We start from the raw sequence: 20421 nt of genomic DNA, 5'->3' as shown, positions 1-20421 counted from the left end.
ATGTTATCAATACGTTTTATTAAAGTTTTATTGCTTGTTTTTGCAATGTACTTAACCTCCTGTAAAGCACAATACCCAGACCTAGAAGACGGTATGTATGCCGAATTTATAACTAGCAAAGGTGTTATGGTTGCTAAACTAGAGCAAGAGCTAGCGCCTATTTCGGTTGCAAATTTTGTATCCTTAGCCGAAGGTAATAACACCATGGTTAACGAAAAATACAAAAAGAAAAAGTTTTATAATGGTGTTATTTTCCATCGCGTTATCGATAAATTTATGATTCAAAGTGGCGACCCTAACGGTACAGGACAAGGTGGACCCGGATATAAATTTAATGGCGAGTTTAACGAGGCCTTAAAACACGACCAACCAGGAATTCTTTCCATGGCTAATTCCGGACCTAACACAAATGGTAGTCAGTTTTTTATAACCGAAGTTCCAAAACCTCATCTTGATAATAAATACAATGTATTTGGTAAATTGGTTATTGGTTTAGATGTTCAAGATTCTATTTCGAATGTAAAAACAGATAGTAGAGACAAGCCTTTAGAAGATGTAACTATTGAAGAATTGAATATTATAAGAAAAGGAAAAGCTGCGAAACAATTTGATGCGCCTTCGGTATTTAAAAATCATTTTGCTGAAGCTGAACGTATTGAAAAAGAAAAAAAGACTAAAGCAGAAGCGATATTACAAGCTACATTAGATAAATTCGAAATGCAAAAAGCCAAGGCTACTGCTCTAGAGTCTGGTTTAAAATATTATATCTCTGAAAAAGGAAACGGCGAAGGCTTAACCGAAAACACACCGGTATTAACCCATTATGCGGTATATTTTGAAAATGGAAAACTACTAGAAACTAGCAAATTGGAAATTGCTGAAGAATTAGATGCTGTTAACGAAAAACGTAAAGCAGCAAATAGGTATAAACCTATTACTGCCGATATTGGTCCAGATGCTCAAATGATAGCAGGTTTTAAAGAGGGCTTACAGCAATTAAACGTTGGCGATAAGGCTACATTATTTATTCCTTACCATTTAGCCTACGGCGAAGCGGGATCTAGAGGTATACCGCCAAAATCTAATATTATTTTTGAAGTTGAAATCTTAGAACTTCTTAAATAAATTTTAACATTAATACCTCTTTAAACCCTTATATTTACAGCGTAAAACAAAACCTATGCAAGTATTAAAATTTGATTGGAACCCATTAACTGGGATTGATATTATTGGAAATTTCAAACTCCACTTTTACAGCCTTATGTGGGTTATTGCATTTATTATAGGATGGTATATCATGAAACGTATTTTCACTAAAGAAAAAGTGTCTTTAGATTATTTAGACCCTCTTTTTATCTATACCGTTTTAGCTACTATGCTTGGAGCACGACTTGGGCATGTTTTATTTTATCAATCGGAATTAATCTCTGAAGATTTTTTTAGCATCTTTCTTCCTTTTAAATTTAAAGGTGGTTTTGAGTTTACAGGATTTCAAGGTCTAGCAAGTCATGGTGCTGCCATTGGTATTATTGTGGGTATGTATTTATACAGAAAAAAATACACTTACAAATCTTTACTTTGGATTTTAGACCGAATTGTAATTACCGTAGCTTCCGGAGCTGTTTTTATTAGAATTGGAAACTTTATAAATTCTGAAATTATAGGAAAAGTAACCGATTCTAATTTTGGGGTACGTTTTATACAAGACCAATATTATAAAAGGGAAATTGTACAGCGTACAGGTATAAACGATGTGCAAAAAGCCTATAGCGCTGTAACCGATAACGCACAGTTTCAAAATTTATTAGAGGCTGTTCCTTATAGACACCCATCGCAGCTTTACGAATCGTTTTGCTACATTTTTGTGTTTTTAATTTTGTTATACTTCTATACTAAAACCAGTAAGAAAGACCAACCAGGATTTTTATTTGGTTTGTTTTTAGTTTTACTGTGGAGCATTCGTTTCTTTATAGAATTTACAAAAGAGCCTCAAGGCGAAGAATACATTAATTGGTTTGGTTTAAATACTGGACAATGGTTAAGTATACCTTTTGTATTAATAGGGCTTTATTTTATGTTTGTTTATAAGCCCAAAACAGCAGTTAAGTAAAGTTTCAAAAAAAAGAAGATTTATGATGACTTTGAAACCTAACATTATAGCGATTTTCTTATTTTTAGGTGTTTCTTTATTAAGCTGTAAGGAGGACAAAAAAGTTATAAAGCAAACCGAAATTAGCTTTACTAAAGAAGGCGAATTAAGTATTATAAAAGCTTCCGACTCTACAGCAATAAAGCTTGATATTGAAATTGCTGATACCGATTTTGACATTCAAACGGGGTTAATGTACAGAAATTCAATGGCCAACAACCAAGGCATGCTTTTTATCTTTGATGATGAAAAAGAGCGTTTCTTCTACATGAAAAACACCAAAATCCCTTTAGACCTTATCTATATTAATGCTAACAAAGCTATTGTTAGTGTTCAAAAAAACGCAAAACCTTTTGATGAATCTTCACTCCCATCAAACGCACCTGCTAAATATGTATTAGAAGTTAATGCTGGTTTAGTTGATGTTTGGGGTATTGCTGTTGGAGACCAAATTATATATGAGGCTAACTAGCCTATAGCTAAACCTACGCAATGGATTTACAAAGGGCACCTACTCTACATCCAATAGCTGTCTTTTAACAGCAGGATTCTCCTTTAATGCCTAAGCGCCATCTCTAACAGGTACGCTACAATAATCGCCTTAACCATTTTTAATTAGGTTAATATAATAAACCTAAATAAATTAAATGTTATAACTACATTTAATAAAAAATTACTACTTTAGGCCCATTAAAGTTAGCAGATACAGGCTACCCTCTACATTTATAGACTACTACAATTTAAAACGACAAAATATTATGAATAAACTACTCTCAATACTTTGTACCTTAATTATACTTGTTGCCTGCAAAAACAGTAGAAATAAAGAAAATGAGACAGAGGTAGTTTCCAATAAAACCAAGTCTTTAATGGCCATATTTGCGCATCCAGATGATGAGATTGTAATCTCACCGTTGCTTACAAAATATGCAAATGAAGGCGTAACAATTAATTTAGTGTTTGTTACAGATGGCTCTAAAGGTGTTGCAGAACATGCCAATATACCAGTAGGAGATTCCCTTGCTAAAGTGCGCATGGAAGAAGCCTTATGCGTTACAAAAACCTTGGGTATTAACCCACCTATTTTTTTGAAGTATACCGATGGCGATCTCGCTTTATATGAAAACTTATATTCATTAGATGACAAAATTGATAGCTTATTTACTAAACACAACCCTAATGTTGTAATTACTTTTGGACCGGGTGGAGAATACGGCCATTCCGATCATAGGATAGTGAGTAATATTGTAACAGAAGTTTTTCAAAGAGAAGCATCGGAAACTCTAAACCAACTACTCTATTATGGTTTTCCTAAAGAAGCGCAAGCGGATGACCTAAAATTAAAATCGAAAGTAGGTAATTGGTTTAATGAGAATTGGAAAACTACCCAAAAAAGATTTCTTACTCATAGAATTCCTTTTAACGAAAACGAATTAACCATAGCACATAAAGGCTCTAGTTGCCACAAATCTCAATACACTCCTGACACTATAGATGATTTATTTGCTATAATGAAACAAACGGATAACGCCATCTATTTAAGGTCCTGGAATGGATCTAAAACGTTAACGGATAATATTTTCGATTAGCCCAAAAGTATCTAAGTGTAAAACAAGTAGAACTAAATTAATTTAAAGCAACGCATGAGTAATACTAAATCAAACAGACTTCTTTCTCTAGATACACTTCGCGGCTTTGATATGTTTTGGATTATAGGTGGACAGTCTTTATTTCTGGCGCTTAACGCGAAAACAGAATGGGCCTGGTTACAAAGCATGACCACGCAATTACATCATGCCGAATGGGAAGGTTTTCATGCCTTCGATCTTATATTTCCACTTTTTATGTTTATTTCTGGAGTGGCTATTCCGTATTCTGTATTTGGAAAACTAGAAAAAGGTACACAAAAATCGCAGCTATACTTAAAAATTCTTAGAAGAACCGTTATACTCATAATTCTAGGTATGGTTTACAATGGTGTTTTAAGTTTTGAATTTGATAATTTAAGAGTGGCTAGCGTTTTAGGCCAAATTGGACTTGCTTACTTAATAGCCTCAATTATAGCTATTAACACCCAATCTTTTAAGGCTATTGCCATTTGGACAACAGGCATACTTGTGGGATATGGCATTTTACAATTATTTATTCCTGTTCAGGGGCATGGTGCTGGCATTTTAACTCCAGAAGGTAGCATTAATGGTTATATAGACCGATTGTTTTTACCAGGGCAGCTTTACGGAAAAGTATTTGATCCGGAAGGTATACTTTGTACCTTTTCTGCTTCTGCCATTATACTTATGGGAACTTTAGCTGGAATTACATTACGCTCTAAAAGCACAAAACCTTATGAAAAGGTAACTAAGCTTACTAGCATTGGTGTGCTTTTAATAGTGCTAGCATTGGTTTTAGATAATTGGTACCCAATAATTAAGTCTGTATGGACCTCCACATTCAACCTGTTAGCAGGAGGCATAAGTTTCCTTTTACTTGCTTTATTTTACTTAATTATTGATGTGTGGCAGCTCAAGAAATGGACCTTCTTTTTTAGAGTTATTGGTATGAATTCTATTATCATTTATATGGCTACGGTTTTAATTGATTTTAGACATACATCGCGGGTTATATTTGGCGGGTTTGCCAATATTTTTGGCGATTATAGTACGGTTGTACTTGTAATGGGCTTTATTTTTATAGAATGGTTATTTCTGTATTTCCTTTATAAAAAGAATGTTTTTCTTAAAGTTTAATGTTCCACTGGGCTTTTGTATAACACTACAGCCTTTTTGTTAATTACATGTTGGTGATTTTCTAGTATTATCGGCAAAAAGACTTGCTTTACTTTTAATGCACACGAACTTTAGCGGATAGTTGCGTTAGGGATTGAAACGGCATCCTTTTTAAAGCTTAAAACTTATACTTGGTAAATACTATAATTTAACAGATTACAACTTTACAGGCTCCTTTAAACAACAACTTTAAAAAGATATAGTGGAAAGCCCGACCCTTGTGGTAACGCCCAACTTCTCGATACAATTTGAGTTTACCATCAAAATTACTCGAAGTGACGATATTCCATAAAAAAAGCCTACTAACATATGTTAACAGGCTCTTTTATAAAGAAAAATTTGAGTTAGTCGTTCTTCTTTTCCTTGTCTTCTAATTTATTTACAGAATCATACATTATTGGCGTTGCAATAAATAATGATGAATAGGTACCCACTACAACACCTACTATTAATGCATACATAAATCCTCTTATTGAATCACCTCCAAAAATGAAGATGGCTAACAACACTACTAAAGTTGTTAATGAGGTATTTAAGGTTCTACTTAATGTACTACTTAATGATGCGTTTACTACTTTATCGAATTTCCAGTTGGTGTGCTCGTTAAAGAATTCACGAATTCTATCGAATACAACCACGGTATCATTTAATGAGTAACCAATTACGGTTAGTATTGCTGCAATGAACGCTTGGTTTATTTCCATGTTAAACGGCATAAACTTGTACGTTAAAGAGAATACACCTAACACAAGTATAACATCGTGAAATACTGCGGCTACGGCTCCTAATGAATATTGCCATTTCTTGAAACGGAATAAGATGTATAGGAAAACTACAATTAAAGATCCTAAAATTGCCCAGAATGATGCTTGTTTAATATCATCGGCAATGGTTGGCGTTACTTTGTAAGACTCTAATAAACCTACTTGCTTGTTCTCGTCGTTTAAATCGATAAATTGCTCGTAGCTTGTACCCTCTAAATGTGGAACTAAAGCTGTGTAAAGCGCTTTTCTGATTTCCTCATCGACTTGAGAACCAGACTCGTTTACTTTGTACTTAGTTGTTATTTTTAACTGGTTAGCATCTCCAAAAGTTTTTGCATCTGCACTACCAAATACATCTGGTTGTGATAATAGATCTGTAATTTCTGAAGCACTAATGTCTTGCGCAAAACGTACTTGATACGTTCTACCTCCAACAAAATCGACACCTTGGTTTAACCCGTTAATAGCTAACGATGCTAAACTTACAAGAATTAAAGCTCCTGAAATGATGTAGGCTACTTTACGTTTTGATAAAAACTCAATGTTGATGTTTCTGAAAAGGTTTTTAGTAAGTCCTGTTGAGAACTCTAATTTACCTCCACGGTTTGAATACCAATCGATTAATAATCTTGTTATGAAAATTGCCGTAAATAAAGATGTTGCAATACCTATTAATAATGTTGTTGCGAAACCTTTAATTGGTCCTGTACCGAAAACAAATAAGATTAATGCTGTTAAACCGGTTGTAATGTTGGCATCTAAGATTGAAGATAATGCATTACTAAACCCATCGCTAATAGCTTCTGCTTGTCCTTTACCTTTAGATAGTTCCTCTCGAATACGCTCGAAGATAAGTACGTTAGCATCCACCGACATACCAATGGTTAAAACGATACCCGCAATACCAGGTAATGTTAATACGGCTCCTAATCCTGATAATATACCGAAGATTAATAAAAGGTTTAATAACATGGCGATATCTGCAAATGCTCCTGCTTTTCCATAATAGAAAATCATCCATATTAACACTAAAGCCAAAGCAATTAAGAATGACATTGTACCACTCTCTATAGCTTCTTTACCTAAAGATGGACCTACAACCTCACTTTGAATAATATCTGCAGATGCAGGTAATTTACCGGCACGTAAAACGTTTGCTAAATCGATAGCTTCATTTAATGAAAAATCTCCAGAAATAGAAGAACTACCACCAGCAATTGGCCCTGTAGTTACTCCTGGTGCAGAATACACAACATCATCTAAAACAATAGCGATTTGGCTTCCTTGTGCGTACGCTTTTCCAGTCATTTCTTCCCAGATTTTAGCACCTTTAGCATTCATTTGCATAGATACTTCAGATTTTCCTGTAGCACCAAATTGGTTTCTTGCATCGGTAACAACCGCTCCACTTAATTGTGGTACGTTTTCTCTGTTTCCTATTAATGCATATAAATCAACAAGTTCGCTACCTTTTTCTGGCTTACCAAAAACAAACTTAGTATAACGTTGGTCTGCAGGAAGTAATGCTCTTACTTGTGGCTTGTTTAAGTAATCTAATACTGTTTCTTTATCTTTAATTTCGAACTTAGCGATAATTGGTCCGCCTTGGTAACCAAGACCTCTAATTAATTTACCAAGTGGATTGTTAGTATCTACTGCTGTAGAATCTGTTTCTGCATCTCCTAATAAATCATCAATTTGATCGTTTTGTGCATTCTCTTCATCTTGTGGCTCAACCTCAGCAACATTATCTGCAACAACAAGATCTTTTAAAACCGCATTGGCTTGGTCTATAAATTGGTAAAATTGCTCACCTTTATAAGCATCCCAAAATTCTAATTGTGCTGTACTTTGTAATAATCCGGTAGCACGCTCTACATCCTTAACACCTGGTAACTCTACTAAAATACGACCAGAGTTTCCTAAACGTTGAATGTTTGGAGATGTTACACCAAACTCATCAATACGTTTACGTAACACCTCGAAAGCAGAAACGATAGACTCATCAATTTTAGTTTCGATAATGCTTTTTACATCACTATCAGACATACTACCATCAATCTCACCATCTAACTCTCTAGTATAAAAGATATCTGGAGACGCTAATTTAGTATCGCCTTTAATAGCATCAAAAGCCGTAAAGAAATCTTCTAAATACGTGTTTTGACTATTTTTCTGTAGCTCTGAAGCATCTTCTAAAGCTTTATTAAAAACAGGATCTGTAGTGTTGTTTGCTAATCCTTTTAAGATATCTTTTACAGATACTTGAAGAATAACGTTAATACCACCTTTTAAATCTAAACCAAGATTCATGGCTTTCTGCTTCACTTCATTATAAGTGAATTTTGCAACACCAATATTATAAACGGTATCTGTTCCTTTTTCTTGAAGATAGTTAGCCTCTTCTTGACTACGAAGTGCACGATAATCTGGTTCTGACTCAGATATTTTGTTAATCGCAACTTCTTGTGCTTCTTTTTCAACTGAATTTGCTGTGAATGTGAATGATAATTGGTAAAGACTTACCAAACCAAACAAAATAGCAAATAGTTTTACTAATCCTTTGTTTTGCATTGTTATACTTTTTACGTCAAATTTTTAAACCTGAATATTTTCAGGGCGAGCAAATATAGAATTTACTACAGGATTTGACAATTTTATTTTTTTGAATATGATTTTAATGAATTCGTTAGTATTAACGCTAGCTATAACTTGAATTCTGAACTGTGAAGTACGTATTGAATAGACTATATTTCTTTTTAAAAGTCACCATAGAAACTTTACAAGAAACAAGTTATTAACGTTTTAGCATTTGGGTCCTGCCCTAACCTCGGGAATAGTGTGTAACGGACTGCTTAATTGAATAGCAACCTCTCTACTATTTTTATAAACAACCTGTAAAAGGTTTTCCTGATATGAATGTGCTAAATGACCAACACTTAAAAAATTAGGATCTAAAAAACGGTCGCTTTTAACTTTAACTTCTAAGCTTATTGCTCCATCGAAATCCCAACCAGAATCCTGTCCTTTATGTATTTCGTAAACATCAAGATTATAACTAACATCTGAATCGTTAAACGGAAATTGAGAAGCGTCCTTATCTTGAGCGGTAAGCTTAAGCAATAATTGGCTTTCTTTAGCTAGCGTTTGCTTAATACGGGTAATATCGGCATCACTGTAATAGGTGATTTTTAATGTACCGTTAGCTTTAGAAAGTACTTGTATTTTTTGAGCGCCTAAATCTTGCAATTGAAGTGTTAAAGCAGCAACAGTATTTTCGGTTTGATAAGATGTTAAATCGGCATCCTGAAATTGAAGTACAATTTCTTGATTAGCCACCACCATTTGTTGCTGCGAAACAGCACCAAATAAGGTAAGACTAAAAATTAATATACTAATGCACCATCTTGCAATCATGCGCCAAATATAAAGAAAATATTATCATTTTGAAGTATTCTAATTATTTACGAGGTTTAGCTTAGGTATTTTTCCATTAGAAGACAATATAATTGCTAAATCTTGAGCTTCTTCTACGGTGAAATCCCCACTAATCTCCGATCTCCCACCTTTAATTGCTCCTGCTGCAACACCTGGAGCAGTATATACTAAATCATTAATAGTAATGGCTATAAAAGTACGATTTAGAAAGGCATTTTCCGTAATTCTTTCCCAAGTTAAAGCCCCTTTATCATTCATTGCTATAGCTACAACAGGTCTACCAATAGGTCCAAAACTATGCATTGCTTCCGTTATAGACGCACCCGTAAGAGGCGGTCTTCCATCTCTATTGGACTTTGCTGCATACAAAGGATGTTGCCCGCTCTCATCTGCAACTCCCCATAAAAACTTAACATTCAAGAAATCTTCAGAAATAAGAAACCTTGCTTCTTTATTTCCTAGCATCTTATTTACAGACGCTGTATCTTCTGCTTTAAATTGAAAAACTATTGGTCCTCCTGGATAGCCCTGAGATGCTATTTTACTCAATAGTGGCTGCACTTGAATGCTATCCTCTAGAGTCGTATCTGTAAAAAACTCATTAACATCTATCATAAAATCATGAAAATCGTTTCCTTTATATAATTCCCAAAACTCTAATTTTCCTTGATTAAGGATTAAACTATTTAAACGTATTGAATCTAAATTAATAGCCTTAACATTTATATGTAATCTTTCTCCTTTTTGATTTGTAATAGAGTTTTCAACCCCATAATTATCGAGCCTTTTCTTTAAAACTTTTATCGTTTCTAAGATATTTCTCTGAGATGTTTTATTTTCAAATTCATAAGTAAAAGAATACTCTTTCTTTTCTTTGAAAACATTACAGGATGTAACAATAAGTATTAAAATTAGGTATGCGATTTTTTTCATAAGCACAAAATAAAAAAAGGCTATCATTAAAAATGATAGCCCAAATATATTTAAAAAGAAGTTATTACTATAACTCTAATAATCCATTAGTCTTTTTAACACCTTCTGCACTAGCTTGCATATGTGCTTTTTCAGCATCGCTTAAAGGAATATCAACAATACTTTCAATACCGTTTCTTCCTAAAATTACAGGAACTCCAATACAGATATCGTTTAAACCATATTCACCTTCTAAAAATGTAGAACAAGGGAACATTTTCTTTTGGTCGCAAGCAATAGCTTGAACTAAACCACTTACAGCAGCTCCTGGCGCATACCAAGCAGAAGTTCCTAATAAACCTGTTAATGTTGCCCCACCTACTTTAGTATCTGCAGCTACTTGCTCTAAACGTTCTTCGCTTAAAAACTCAGAAACTCTAATACTGTTTCTTGTTGCATGACTTGTTAATGGCACCATACCTTTATCGCTATGACCACCTATAACCATACCATCGATATCGCTAATTGGCGCTTCCATAGCTTCGGCTAATCTGTATTTAAAACGTGCAGAATCTAAAGCACCACCCATTCCAATAATTCTGTTTTTAGGCATATCTAACACTTTATGCGCTAAATACGTCATAGTATCCATTGGGTTACTTACCACAATAAGCACCATGTTTGGAGAATGCTCAAGTAAACTAGTTGATACGGCTTTTACAATACCAGCATTAATACCAATTAATTCTTCGCGAGTCATTCCAGGCTTACGAGGAATTCCAGAAGTAATTACACAAATGTCACTATTTGCCGTTTTGCTGTAATCATTTGTTACACCTGTTATTTTTGTATCAAAACCATTTAAAGATGCACATTGCATTAAATCCATGGCTTTACCTTCAGCATAACCTTCTTTAATGTCTAACAATACAACTTCTGATGCAAAATCTTTAATAGCAATATACTCAGCACAACTTGCTCCTACTGCTCCTGCTCCAACTACGGTAACTTTCATAATATTTATTTTAATTAGTGTTTTATTTGTTTAAATCGTTGTTCAAAATTCGGAATATAATAGCATGAATAACATGACTATCGTCATAAACCTTATTAATTTTCAATATTAAAGCAAATAAAAGCTTACCAAAAATAAAATTCATTTATCCTGAAAATTAACTACCGCTAAATTACAAATTAAAACGCTGTAAACGAAAAAAGCACAAGATAAAATCTTGTGCTTTTTTTAAAACAAAAATTAAATATAACTAACTAAAAATTAACTTTCTTTTGATGTGACTTCCTAACGGAAACCAAAATTAACACCTACAGAAAACGAGTCGAATTCCGATACATGGTATTCTGCATTAAGTCTGAAAAAACCTAACTTTAATTTTGTTCCTATAGTACCTCTAACAGCTGCAACATCGCTAGATATTGAAAATGGATCTACAATTGGGTCTGACGATACAGGTCCGTTAGTTACAATATAAGTACCTAACAAATTAGATTCTGAGGTTCCTTTAATATACCCTAAACCACCATAAAAGTTTATGACTGGCAATTTGGTAGATGCTATTAACTGAAACAACCAAGTGTTTGTATTATTTTCTATACTTTGATCGTTACCATCAATCCCTGAAGATTCTGTTAAATCGTAAGCCCCATCTATGTGTGTGTAGGCCACTAAACCAGAAATTGCAACTGGTAGTACTTTATCTGCTGGCAACCATTTAGTAAACTCTACTTGTAATCCACCACCATACATGCTTAATGAAACATCGTCGGTTTCTATTTTAGGAACAAAACGTCCTTTTATTTCAATACCTTTTCCTAAACCTAAAGCGCCTTGTAAAAATGCTGTTGGCAATAAATTACCACTACCTTCACCTATACCTGATGGCAATTCAATTCTTTCTGTTTGATTACCAAAAATTGGATCATCATATTCAACTTCGACAAAAATAGCCGGATCATTTTCTCCTAAAACACTTGCAACCATTTTAGATGGCGAACCATCTTCAAAAGATACATTTTCGTAATCGGCTACATTTAAATTGAACTTTTTATTTTCATCTTTTACCGAAGCCGCATTAACAATAACAGAAATCTCGAAACCGCCTAAAGGCTTAGCAGCTGCTGTATTAAACCAGTTGGCATTCATACTATGCATTAGGCCATTAGTTCCTGGTGCTAAATAATCGTTAGCAAAACGTTCGGCATCTTCAACACCGGCGGCTAATAAAGCATCAATATCTTGTGCTTTTGAAGTAATTGTTACAAAACAGAGTAACATAAGTAAGGATACTTTTTTCATCTTTCAATATTAATTTGGTTTTACAAACATAGAAAAAAAATTACAGAACACGTCATTTTATCGAAAAAAAATGTACTTAAACGGATTTTTTTATTCTAAAAATTACATCTAAAGCTAATATTTGGAGTAAGCCCTAGCGATTTATTTTCAATTTTAATAGCAGCATCAGCATTGTTTGGATCTACCTCATAGTAGGTATTTATAATATTCTTTTTATTTAATAAATTAATAACGCCCACTCTTATTGAAGATTCTATAGTTTTCATAGCGTTAAAAGAATAACTAAACGAAGCATCTAAACGGATAAAATCATCTTGATTTTCACCATTAGGAGTATCATAATTCACAAAAATATTATTACCGTCCTGAACGGTTTCATTAGCCTCGACTGGTTTTGTAAAGGGTTGTCCAGAACGCCAAATACCTCCTGCGGATACTTTTAAATTTTTAATTACATCATAATTAAATGCTAACGAAACAGAATGCCTTATGTCTAAATTATTAGGAAATATAGATGGTGTAAGCGTTTTAAATTCGTAATCATTTATGCTATAAGTATAACTTAACCAGGTACTATATTTTGCTGCTGTTTTATTAATTAGAAACTCAACACCTTTAGCATCATAACTTCCAGTAGCATTTAAATATTGAAAATTATTGTAAAACCCTTGATTAGAAACCGTAATACCTTCAACAGTTTTGTAAAAACCTTCAACATCTACCATCAGGTTATTATGGCTATACTCAAATCCAAAAGCGCCTTGTTTACTTTCTGAAATAGGGATAGATTCATTATTAGCCAAAATCCATCTTCGGTTTTCCACCCCTAAAAAATCATCTTGAAAATCAATTATTTGAGTAGCCGATTGGTTTTTAAACTCACCTTGCAGTTTTAAAGCAAATTGGTTTGATAACTTTTGCCTCACATTTAAACGCGGCTCAATAAGAAGCTTATTAAACTTTTGAAAATAATTACCCCTTACTCCTATTCTTAAATATGTATCGGCTTTATTAAATTCTATTTCGCCAAAAAGGGCATGATTTAGTAGCACATCCTTTTTAGTTTTATTGTAAGCAGGCGCACTTACCTCTGTACTATTTAAAATACCTATTTCACTAAATTGATAACCACTTAATACGTTAAACGCGTCATTAATTTTAAAATTAGTTTTTAGTTTTATACCTGTTTCTAAAACCTCGTTTGCTTGGGTTAATTTTTGATCTGTTTCTATTCTGTAATCCACCGCATCAACATTATATTTAGAATAGAAAACTGTAAAATCTGTTGAGAATCGCGAAGTCCATTTACCGTTCCAACTCGCCCCAAAACCTAAATTTTCTTGTTTTAAATTACTTGTTTTAGCTTCAGACTGATTCTCACTATTGGTGAAACTTTCTGTATAATCTAAATTATTATATATGCCAATTACGTTAGCTCTAACCTTATGATTTTCATTTAAATCGAATAGCAGTTTTGCTGTATAATCATAAAACACAAAATCTGACAAACGATTACTCTCGGTTATATTATCGCTATTGGTTGTGAGTTCGCTGTCTTGAAAACTTCGCTCAAAATAATTATCATACGTAGGTGTATTTAACATATCTGTAAACGAACGCCTGCCAGAAATATGAAGTGCTATTTTTTTACTCAAAGGTATTTTAAGAAACGCATCGGCATGAATTAAATTTGCTCCAAATCCGCCCGAAACCTCATCGTCTATTTTATTTTTAGTAGACATAGTTATGGTGCTTGAAACCCCATCGCTAAACTCGCTAGATGTTCCGTTTTTTGTAACCACAACCTTATCGGTTAAATAAGGATTATAGGCAGAAATGAGTCCGAAAAAATGCCCCGAATGATACATTTTAATATGATCCCAAAGTATTAAATTTTGATCGTTAGTACCGCCACGAACATTAATATTAGCAATACTTTCGTCTACACTTTCAACACCGGGTAAAGCTTGAATGGATTGCAGAATATCCGGTTCTATTAGCCCTGGAAGAATTCCGAATTTCTCAGTATTTAAAACCGTGCTTCCATCAATATACTTTTGCAAACCAGTAGTTAAATACTTTTCAATTAATATTTGATTTAAAGCTTCATTCTGCTCAACCATAGCTATAGTTTTACAGTCTTCATTTAAAAAAAGCAACTCTTTTACAGCTAACACTTGTGTTTTAAAACCCAAAAAGGAGATTATTAGTTGCTCATTTATGCCTACATTTTCAAGCCGAAATGCGCCATCATCATTTGCTATAACACCTTTAGTGGTATTTTGTATTAAAACTGAAGCCCCAAAAAGTGGTTCTTTATCAGTTTCAGAAATTAAAACTCCACAAACAGTTACTTTTTTTTCTATTGAAGAAATCGTTATGTAACGCTCGTTTAAAAACTTAAAATTAAGAATGGTTTCTTTATTAAGATGCTCAATAATAGATTCTAGAGCATCTGTTTCTTGAGGTTTATTAACCAAAATCGAGCTAATTTCATTTAGGGAATACGAAAACTTAACATCAAACTTGTCCTCTAAATTTACAATAAGACTAGATAGTTCTATTTTTTCTTGAGCCTGTATGGCAAAAGAAAAACTAAACACCATTAAAAGTAAAGCGACTAAAGGTTTATTTAGATTCATAGTTATAAAACGCCACTTTTTTACCGTTTATTTGATAGCTTAACTTTAAAGGAATGGTTACAGATTGTAACGCTATATTTTTATCGGAATGCGTAAAACTACCTGAAAACAACTCCGATGTATTAACATCTTTTGCATTAATTTGAATATCGTATTGCGCTTCCAACTCAGCAATAACTTGCCAAAGTGGTACATTATCAAAACTTGATTCTTTGGCTAACCACGACGGGCTTTTGGCGTTAAAATCTTTAATATCTACAACCTCACCATCAACTACTCTAAAGGTTTTACCCGGTTTTAAAATAACTTCACCTTGATTACTTGTTACACTTACAGAACCTTCATAGCAGGCAACTTCAAAATACTTATCGCGTTGCTTTACATTAAACTGCGTACCTAAAACTTGTATAAATCCGGCGCTGGTTTGTACTGTAAATTTCTCGCCCTTGGTTACCTTAAAAAAAGCTTCTCCTTTTAACTCAAGAGACCTGTTAAATGCCCATTCTTTTTTGTTATATGATAATTTAGATTGTGCATTTAATATAACCTCGGAGTCATCAGGCAAATTAAAAGTTTCTGTTTGGGCTATTTGCGTTTCAAAGGAGTTTATATTATTAAAGAATAGAAAATAAGACGATGTTAATAGCACCAACAAAACAGCCGCAATTTTCATAAACGTTTTAAAGTTTAAAGAAATTACCTTAGGCCCTTCCTTTACAAAGGTCCTTTTCTTAAAATCGGCCAACGCTTGTTCTGAATCTACCTTTGGTGCTTCTAATTGTTTAGCATAAAATCCTGTTTTTTCTAAAACTGAAAAATCCTCGTCTGGATACAAGTTCTTAATCTCTTCGGCAGACAGCTCTCCATTAAACCACCTTAATATGTCTTGTTCTTTATTCATTTTTGTGATGCTTTTCAATATTAAGACACCTATATATTAGTTTACCCTAACGTTTAAGTTCAAAATTTTACTTCTTCAATCTTATTACGCAGTATTTTTAGAGCGCCAGACATCCGTTTTTCAACAGTTTTTTGAGAAACCCCAAGTATTTCGGCTATTTCTCTATATTTTTTATCTTCTATTCTATTTAATAAAAAAACTTCCCGCTGCTCGTTGCTTAAATCGGCAATTACGCTTTGTAACTTCATTTTAAATTCATCTTCCTCTAACAAATATTCCGGACTTAAATCCGTTCTATCCATATAAGGTGCTTCTTTTGCGTAACTCATAACCACCTTGTTATGTCGTATAGTATTTAAAAATAAATTATTGACTGTAGTAAATAAATATGTTTTTGCTTTTGTAAAATCTATTTTAGAACAGTTTTCCCATATTTTTGCAAAAGCATCTTGTACTAAATCTAATGAAGCAGCAGAATCGCCACATTTATAAAATGCAAAATTATTAACAGACTGAATATGTTTTAAATAAAAAGTATTGAAGCTAGACTCTTCACATAAATTAGGTTTGGGACCACTCATACATCTAAGATCATTTATTTGAAACAAAAATATAACAAAATAATCTAACACATAACACACACATAAACAAAGCATTATATATTATTTGAAAATATTTAAAAAAAAACGGTAGGGTAAATTACAAACTAAGAGTCTTACATACAGAAAGCGTGAAAAAATCGCTATGAAAAAGAAACTTATAAATACCCTAAAAATTAAAATTATGAAACATTTAAAATTCTTAACCGCAGTCTTATTCGTGTCTATTTTAAGTCTTACATCGTGTCAAGATGAAATTGATAGTGAAAACGGAAACCGAGAAAACACAAATAGCGCAGCATCGCCAACTGCAAATAATTTAGAACGCTCCTCTATGTACGATGGTAGTTTTGATGATTTTTTAGATGGCGTATCTTGTTCATCTATATTACTACCTGTTACTGCAACAATCAATAATACCGAAATTACAATCATTAACGAATCTCAATACAACTTAGTTTTAAATATTCTTGGAGAATTTACTAATGACGATGATAGTATTGAACTTCAATTCCCTTTCTCGGTAAGACTAAGTAATTATACCGAAGTGGAAATAACAAATCAAACAGAGTATGATGCCGTTATAAACGTTTGTGAAACTGCCGAAAATGAGCTTAAAAACGCTATTAACTGTATAGACATTAATTTCCCCATAACCATTTTAACTTTCGATTTAAACGTAGAGCAAACTGGAAATGTTGTTATAGAATCTGAACAACAATTATATTCCTACATGAACAACTTTGATGACAATACATTGTTTTCTGTAAACTATCCAATTACAGCTACTTTAAATAACGACACTGTTATTGAAATTACTAGCGATATGGATTTACAGGCTAGCATTACAGAATGTTTAGGTACAGATGAAACGATGGCTGAAGCCGAAGAAAATGCTCTGGAATTAGAAGCTATTTTGTTAGAAAGTAAGTTTAAAATAGAGTCTTTTATTTCTACAGGTGTAAATACAGCTAATAATTTTGCCGATTACACCATAGATTTTGCAAACAATTTAACTTGTACTGCAGAAAATACAGTAAACGCAACTATCCAAGATATTGAAGGCACTTACGAAGTTGCTTCAGAACTTGAAGTATTTTTATCCTTAACTTTTTCTGGAAATGCAACATTTGAATTATTAAACAACACTTGGGAAGTAACAAGCTATTCAAACAACACAATTAGCCTACAAAGCTCAACAAATACCGCAATAGCTCTAGTGCTAACCAAAATCTAAAACTAGACAAGTATTTGTTACGTATGTTATGGTAAAGCAGCTACCTTCTCCCAAAGGGTAGCTGTTTTTAACAAAAAAATTATAAAATGAAATATAGAGCATTAATAGTAATTGTAGTTTTAACCCTCGTTCTTGGATGTTCTAAAGACGAATCTAGCACAACTGAAGAAGATCAAATTTTTAACATTGATAAAAATTTAAACCGTCAAACAACTGGAAGTTCGGCAAACGATTTGTTATCGGACGTTGCTTTTAAAAGCATGGTTATAGAATTAGTTTATGTTGAAAGTTTTGAACCGAACCAAACTACTATTGATAATTTTATTTCATTTTTAAACAACAGAACATTTAAACCAAATGGTATAACCGTTGAAAAACGAGAAATCGCATCTCCTGGTAAAGACACTTATACTATTAACGACATTGCAGATATAGAAAAAGCAGAACGCACGCTATATAACACTGTCGATAAAATTGCGGTTTGGGCCCTTTTTATTGATGGTAAATCCGATAAAGATTCTGGCTCAAGTATTGTATTAGGAACAGCTTATTGGAACACGTCTTTTGTTATTTTTGAAGAAACCCTTCATGGTTTTAGCAACAGTACTTTTGAACCAGATAGAGCCTTGCTAGAAACCACAGTTATTAATCATGAATTCGGGCATATTTTAGGACTTACCAATTTAGGAAGCAACATGCAAGAAGATCATGAAGACGAAGAACACGAGAAACATTGCAATGAAGAAAGCTGTTTAATGTATTGGGCTGCAGAATCTGGCGCAAACATTTCAAACATGGTAAATATGAGTGCCGCACCTCAACTAGATGCGCAATGTATTGCCGATTTACAGGCCAACGGCGGTAAATAAAACATTTTATTCACACTTAAATTTTAATATAATGAGAACTAAATTTATAACTTTAGTAGTAACCCTATGCGCTATTTTTAGCATAAACGCACAAGACAAACACACCTCTAACACAGGTATAAAACTAGGATACAACCTTGCAGCCGTTAGTTTTGATGGCGAAACAGAAACCGGACAACGCCATAGTTTTCAGGGAGGGTTTTATTCTGAATCCTTTTTAAATCAAGCTGTAGCCTTACAAATTGAGCTATTGTACTCGCAACAAGGCTACGAGCTAAAAGATAACGGTGGCACATTCACTCAAAAATTAGATTATATCAACCTACCATTAACACTAAAAATATATCCAATTAATAGTTTCTTTTTAGAAGCTGGACCTCAAGTTGGCTATGCTATTTCTCATAAAGAAGAATTTGATAGTAGCTTTGGCTTCTTTGATACTACCCAAGAGTTTGAACCTAATAGTTTTGATTATGGTGTTAATGTTGGTGCTGGTTTTAAAACTGATTCTGGTTTTAACATAGGCGCTAGATATACCCATGGCTTAGGTGAAATATATGAAGACAATTCGCCTCAAAATAGAGTACTTCAATTTTATTTAGGTTTTAACTTTTAAACAAATTAATGCTTATTTCAATTGTTTTTTAACAAAATAACCGATTGATAATCTGACACTTAAACTCAACAATAAAATTATTTAAAAAAAATTAAAACCGACCTAATTTCAATTTCGTAGGTATTGGTACAAAACAAAAAAAACACATTTATTATGAAACCATTAAAATCAAAACAATTTTTAGCAACAATAGCCCTAACATCAGTATTAGCATTCTCTTGTAGTAATGATGACGATGATAACAACATGGATATGGGCCCAACTAGCTCTACCACGATTTACGCATCAAACAATTCCGATGGTAACGTTACTATATACGATGTAACCGATTCGGCAAATATTACAACAAAAACATTAATTACATCATCTACGGCTGCCGATGGTATTTACTTTGATAGCAACTCCGATGCTGTAATTCAAGCATCTCGATCTGGTTTAGGTCTTGAAGGGTTTACAAACATCTCTGCGCTTTTAAATAATGCGACTGTAAATGCAGACCTTAACGGAACTAACGATATGTCTAGCCCTAGAGAACTTGCCGTTAACGGAAACACATATGTTGTTGCAGATAATGCCGATGTAGATGGTGACGCAAATACACCAGATGGTAAATTATTTATCTATACGCGTAGTGGTAATTCTTTTACACTTAGAAACACCATTACGACAGATTTTAAACTTTGGGGTATCACCTTTAAAGACAATGATTTATATGCTGTTGTAGATGCAACAAACGAACTTGCCGTTTATACAGACTTTGCATCTAACACAAGTGATGCTACTTTAAGTGCTTCTAAAAGAATTGTAATAGAAGGTATTGTTAGAACTCATGGTTTAACTTACGATAGCGCTTCAGATGTTATGGTAATGACGGATATTGCTGCTGCTACCAACGGACAAGATGATGGTGCTTTTCATATCATAGAAAACTTTACAAGTAAATTTAACAGTACTGCAAACGGGGCAACCTTAGCTGCATCACAACAAACAAGAGTATCTGGAGCTGCAACGCTATTAGGTAACCCTGTAGATGTTGCTTACGATGCCGATACGCAAACTGTATTTATTGCCGAAGCTGGTAATGGTGGTGGTAGAATTTTAGCCTTTAACAACATAGGTTCTGGCGGAAACATTACACCTGCAGTTAATAACAGTTTAGCTTCAGCATCTTCAGTATTTATTTCTAAAAACTAA

The 20421-nt window shown here is 33.4% G+C and carries 17 protein-coding genes; 9 read left to right on the top strand and 8 right to left on the bottom strand.

The window, feature by feature from the left end; all coding sequences use genetic code 11:
• From AAFN75_RS10855 to AAFN75_RS10835, 5 genes are all read left to right on the top strand, one after another.
• The gene (locus AAFN75_RS10855; protein ID WP_411806335.1) at positions 1-1125 is read left to right on the top strand and encodes a peptidylprolyl isomerase; all 1125 of its coding nucleotides are present in this window, start codon (positions 1-3) and stop codon (positions 1123-1125) included.
• A 55-nt stretch (positions 1126-1180) separates the two neighbouring features.
• Entirely contained in the window at positions 1181-2110 is a 930-nt protein-coding gene (lgt, locus tag AAFN75_RS10850; RefSeq protein ID WP_411806334.1) for a prolipoprotein diacylglyceryl transferase, read from the top strand.
• A 22-nt stretch (positions 2111-2132) separates the two neighbouring features.
• Entirely contained in the window at positions 2133-2621 is a 489-nt protein-coding gene (locus AAFN75_RS10845) for a DUF192 domain-containing protein (RefSeq protein WP_411806333.1), read from the top strand.
• Between the two features lie 286 nt (positions 2622-2907).
• Positions 2908-3738, top strand: coding sequence for a PIG-L family deacetylase (locus AAFN75_RS10840; protein WP_411806332.1), 831 nt, complete (start codon positions 2908-2910; stop codon positions 3736-3738).
• Between the two features lie 54 nt (positions 3739-3792).
• The gene (locus AAFN75_RS10835) at positions 3793-4896 is read left to right on the top strand and encodes an acyltransferase family protein (RefSeq protein WP_411806331.1); all 1104 of its coding nucleotides are present in this window, start codon (positions 3793-3795) and stop codon (positions 4894-4896) included.
• A 383-nt stretch (positions 4897-5279) separates the two neighbouring features.
• Here the strand turns inward: AAFN75_RS10835 and secDF are convergent, their stop codons facing one another.
• The 8 genes from secDF to AAFN75_RS10795 form a co-directional block, all read right to left on the bottom strand.
• Complete coding sequence (gene secDF, locus AAFN75_RS10830) at positions 5280-8273, bottom strand: protein translocase subunit SecDF (protein WP_144116119.1); 2994 nt, start codon at positions 8271-8273, stop codon at positions 5280-5282.
• A 231-nt stretch (positions 8274-8504) separates the two neighbouring features.
• Entirely contained in the window at positions 8505-9116 is a 612-nt protein-coding gene (locus tag AAFN75_RS10825) for a hypothetical protein (protein ID WP_411806330.1), read from the bottom strand.
• Positions 9117-9155: 39 nt separating this feature from the next.
• On the bottom strand, positions 9156-10070 hold the full coding sequence (locus AAFN75_RS10820) for a SecDF P1 head subdomain-containing protein (RefSeq protein ID WP_411806329.1): 915 nt from the start codon (positions 10068-10070) through the stop codon (positions 9156-9158).
• A 67-nt stretch (positions 10071-10137) separates the two neighbouring features.
• Positions 10138-11064: a malate dehydrogenase gene (locus AAFN75_RS10815; protein WP_411806328.1), complete on the bottom strand. Its 927-nt coding sequence runs from the start codon at positions 11062-11064 to the stop codon at positions 10138-10140.
• A 285-nt stretch (positions 11065-11349) separates the two neighbouring features.
• Positions 11350-12363 carry a DUF6588 family protein gene (locus AAFN75_RS10810; RefSeq protein WP_411806327.1) on the bottom strand — a complete coding sequence of 338 codons (1014 nt, stop codon included), beginning with the start codon at positions 12361-12363 and terminating at the stop codon, positions 11350-11352.
• A gap of 95 nt (positions 12364-12458) precedes the next feature.
• Complete coding sequence (locus AAFN75_RS10805; RefSeq protein ID WP_411806326.1) at positions 12459-15005, bottom strand: carboxypeptidase-like regulatory domain-containing protein; 2547 nt, start codon at positions 15003-15005, stop codon at positions 12459-12461.
• Entirely contained in the window at positions 14992-15906 is a 915-nt protein-coding gene (locus AAFN75_RS10800) for a FecR family protein (protein ID WP_411806325.1), read from the bottom strand. The genes AAFN75_RS10805 and AAFN75_RS10800 overlap by 14 nt, the downstream gene beginning before the upstream one ends.
• A gap of 59 nt (positions 15907-15965) precedes the next feature.
• A complete protein-coding gene (locus tag AAFN75_RS10795; RefSeq protein WP_411806324.1) occupies positions 15966-16487 on the bottom strand; it encodes an RNA polymerase sigma factor in 522 nt (173 codons plus the stop codon).
• A gap of 202 nt (positions 16488-16689) precedes the next feature.
• Here AAFN75_RS10795 and AAFN75_RS10790 point away from each other — a divergent pair, with 202 nt between their 5' ends.
• The 4 genes from AAFN75_RS10790 (at position 16690) to AAFN75_RS10775 (ending at position 20421) form a co-directional block, all read left to right on the top strand.
• A complete protein-coding gene (locus tag AAFN75_RS10790; RefSeq protein ID WP_411806323.1) occupies positions 16690-17742 on the top strand; it encodes a hypothetical protein in 1053 nt (350 codons plus the stop codon).
• Between the two features lie 86 nt (positions 17743-17828).
• On the top strand, positions 17829-18611 hold the full coding sequence (locus AAFN75_RS10785) for a membrane metalloprotease (protein WP_411806322.1): 783 nt from the start codon (positions 17829-17831) through the stop codon (positions 18609-18611).
• A 31-nt stretch (positions 18612-18642) separates the two neighbouring features.
• Complete coding sequence (locus tag AAFN75_RS10780) at positions 18643-19227, top strand: porin family protein (protein ID WP_411806321.1); 585 nt, start codon at positions 18643-18645, stop codon at positions 19225-19227.
• Positions 19228-19380: 153 nt separating this feature from the next.
• The gene (locus tag AAFN75_RS10775; protein WP_411806320.1) at positions 19381-20421 is read left to right on the top strand and encodes a hypothetical protein; all 1041 of its coding nucleotides are present in this window, start codon (positions 19381-19383) and stop codon (positions 20419-20421) included.

This window comes from Algibacter sp. AS12, from assembly GCF_046736315.1.
In the GTDB taxonomy this organism is placed as follows: Bacteria; Bacteroidota; Bacteroidia; order Flavobacteriales; family Flavobacteriaceae; genus Algibacter_B; species Algibacter_B amylolyticus.
The sequence above is the reverse complement of the archived record's forward strand: the minus strand, read 5'-3'. Positions and strand labels throughout refer to the sequence as shown.

What these genes read in the sequence shown, in the direction of transcription:
- AAFN75_RS10855 (WP_411806335.1), top strand. Translation starts at nt 1, where the DNA reads ATGTTATCAATACGTTTTATTAAAGTTTTATTGCTTGTTTTTGCAATG.
- secDF (WP_144116119.1), bottom strand. Translation starts at nt 8,273, where the DNA reads ATGCAAAACAAAGGATTAGTAAAACTATTTGCTATTTTGTTTGGTTTG.
- AAFN75_RS10805 (WP_411806326.1), bottom strand. Translation starts at nt 15,005, where the DNA reads ATGAATCTAAATAAACCTTTAGTCGCTTTACTTTTAATGGTGTTTAGT.
- AAFN75_RS10775 (WP_411806320.1), top strand. Translation starts at nt 19,381, where the DNA reads ATGAAACCATTAAAATCAAAACAATTTTTAGCAACAATAGCCCTAACA.
- AAFN75_RS10835 (WP_411806331.1), top strand. Translation starts at nt 3,793, where the DNA reads ATGAGTAATACTAAATCAAACAGACTTCTTTCTCTAGATACACTTCGC.
- AAFN75_RS10820 (WP_411806329.1), bottom strand. Translation starts at nt 10,070, where the DNA reads ATGAAAAAAATCGCATACCTAATTTTAATACTTATTGTTACATCCTGT.
- AAFN75_RS10810 (WP_411806327.1), bottom strand. Translation starts at nt 12,363, where the DNA reads ATGAAAAAAGTATCCTTACTTATGTTACTCTGTTTTGTAACAATTACT.
- AAFN75_RS10825 (WP_411806330.1), bottom strand. Translation starts at nt 9,116, where the DNA reads ATGATTGCAAGATGGTGCATTAGTATATTAATTTTTAGTCTTACCTTA.
- AAFN75_RS10785 (WP_411806322.1), top strand. Translation starts at nt 17,829, where the DNA reads ATGAAATATAGAGCATTAATAGTAATTGTAGTTTTAACCCTCGTTCTT.
- AAFN75_RS10780 (WP_411806321.1), top strand. Translation starts at nt 18,643, where the DNA reads ATGAGAACTAAATTTATAACTTTAGTAGTAACCCTATGCGCTATTTTT.
- AAFN75_RS10840 (WP_411806332.1), top strand. Translation starts at nt 2,908, where the DNA reads ATGAATAAACTACTCTCAATACTTTGTACCTTAATTATACTTGTTGCC.
- AAFN75_RS10795 (WP_411806324.1), bottom strand. Translation starts at nt 16,487, where the DNA reads ATGAGTGGTCCCAAACCTAATTTATGTGAAGAGTCTAGCTTCAATACT.
- AAFN75_RS10800 (WP_411806325.1), bottom strand. Translation starts at nt 15,906, where the DNA reads ATGAATAAAGAACAAGACATATTAAGGTGGTTTAATGGAGAGCTGTCT.
- AAFN75_RS10790 (WP_411806323.1), top strand. Translation starts at nt 16,690, where the DNA reads ATGAAACATTTAAAATTCTTAACCGCAGTCTTATTCGTGTCTATTTTA.
- AAFN75_RS10815 (WP_411806328.1), bottom strand. Translation starts at nt 11,064, where the DNA reads ATGAAAGTTACCGTAGTTGGAGCAGGAGCAGTAGGAGCAAGTTGTGCT.
- lgt (WP_411806334.1), top strand. Translation starts at nt 1,181, where the DNA reads ATGCAAGTATTAAAATTTGATTGGAACCCATTAACTGGGATTGATATT.
- AAFN75_RS10845 (WP_411806333.1), top strand. Translation starts at nt 2,133, where the DNA reads ATGATGACTTTGAAACCTAACATTATAGCGATTTTCTTATTTTTAGGT.